Source organism: Paenibacillus silvestris (genome assembly GCF_009882985.1).
GTDB lineage: Bacteria > Bacillota > Bacilli > Paenibacillales > NBRC-103111 > Paenibacillus_E > Paenibacillus_E silvestris.
This window is the reverse complement of sequence record NZ_WTUZ01000004.1, coordinates 93,593-93,870: the sequence shown is the minus strand read 5'-3', so window position 1 is coordinate 93,870 and position 278 is coordinate 93,593. Positions and strand designations below refer to the sequence as shown.

General features: G+C 48.6%; 1 protein-coding gene (cut by a window edge). It reads right to left on the bottom strand.

The window, feature by feature from the left end; genetic code table 11:
- Positions 1 to 278, bottom strand: part of the annotated coding region (locus tag GQF01_RS01490) for a tRNA dihydrouridine synthase (RefSeq protein ID WP_235958779.1) (this coding region is incomplete at both ends). The annotated region extends 265 nt beyond the left edge of the window; 278 of its 543 annotated nt are in view.

Genomic DNA, 278 nt, shown 5'->3' with positions numbered 1-278 from the left:
GCCATTCGTCTAGGTCACTAAAACCGAGCCTTGTTTTTACACTGACAGGCAGTCCTCCGGCTTTGGCGGCTTGGATGATATCCGCTGCGATTTCAGGACGGCAGATCAGGCCGCTGCCCTTTCCATTCTCTGCTACATTCGCTACTGGACAACCCATATTAATATCGATGCCTTTGAATCCTTCTTTCGCCATGCCGATGCTCATTTCACGGAAAAATTCCGGCTTATCTCCCCAGATATGTGCTACAATGGGCTGTTCATCTGGGGTAAAATTCAAA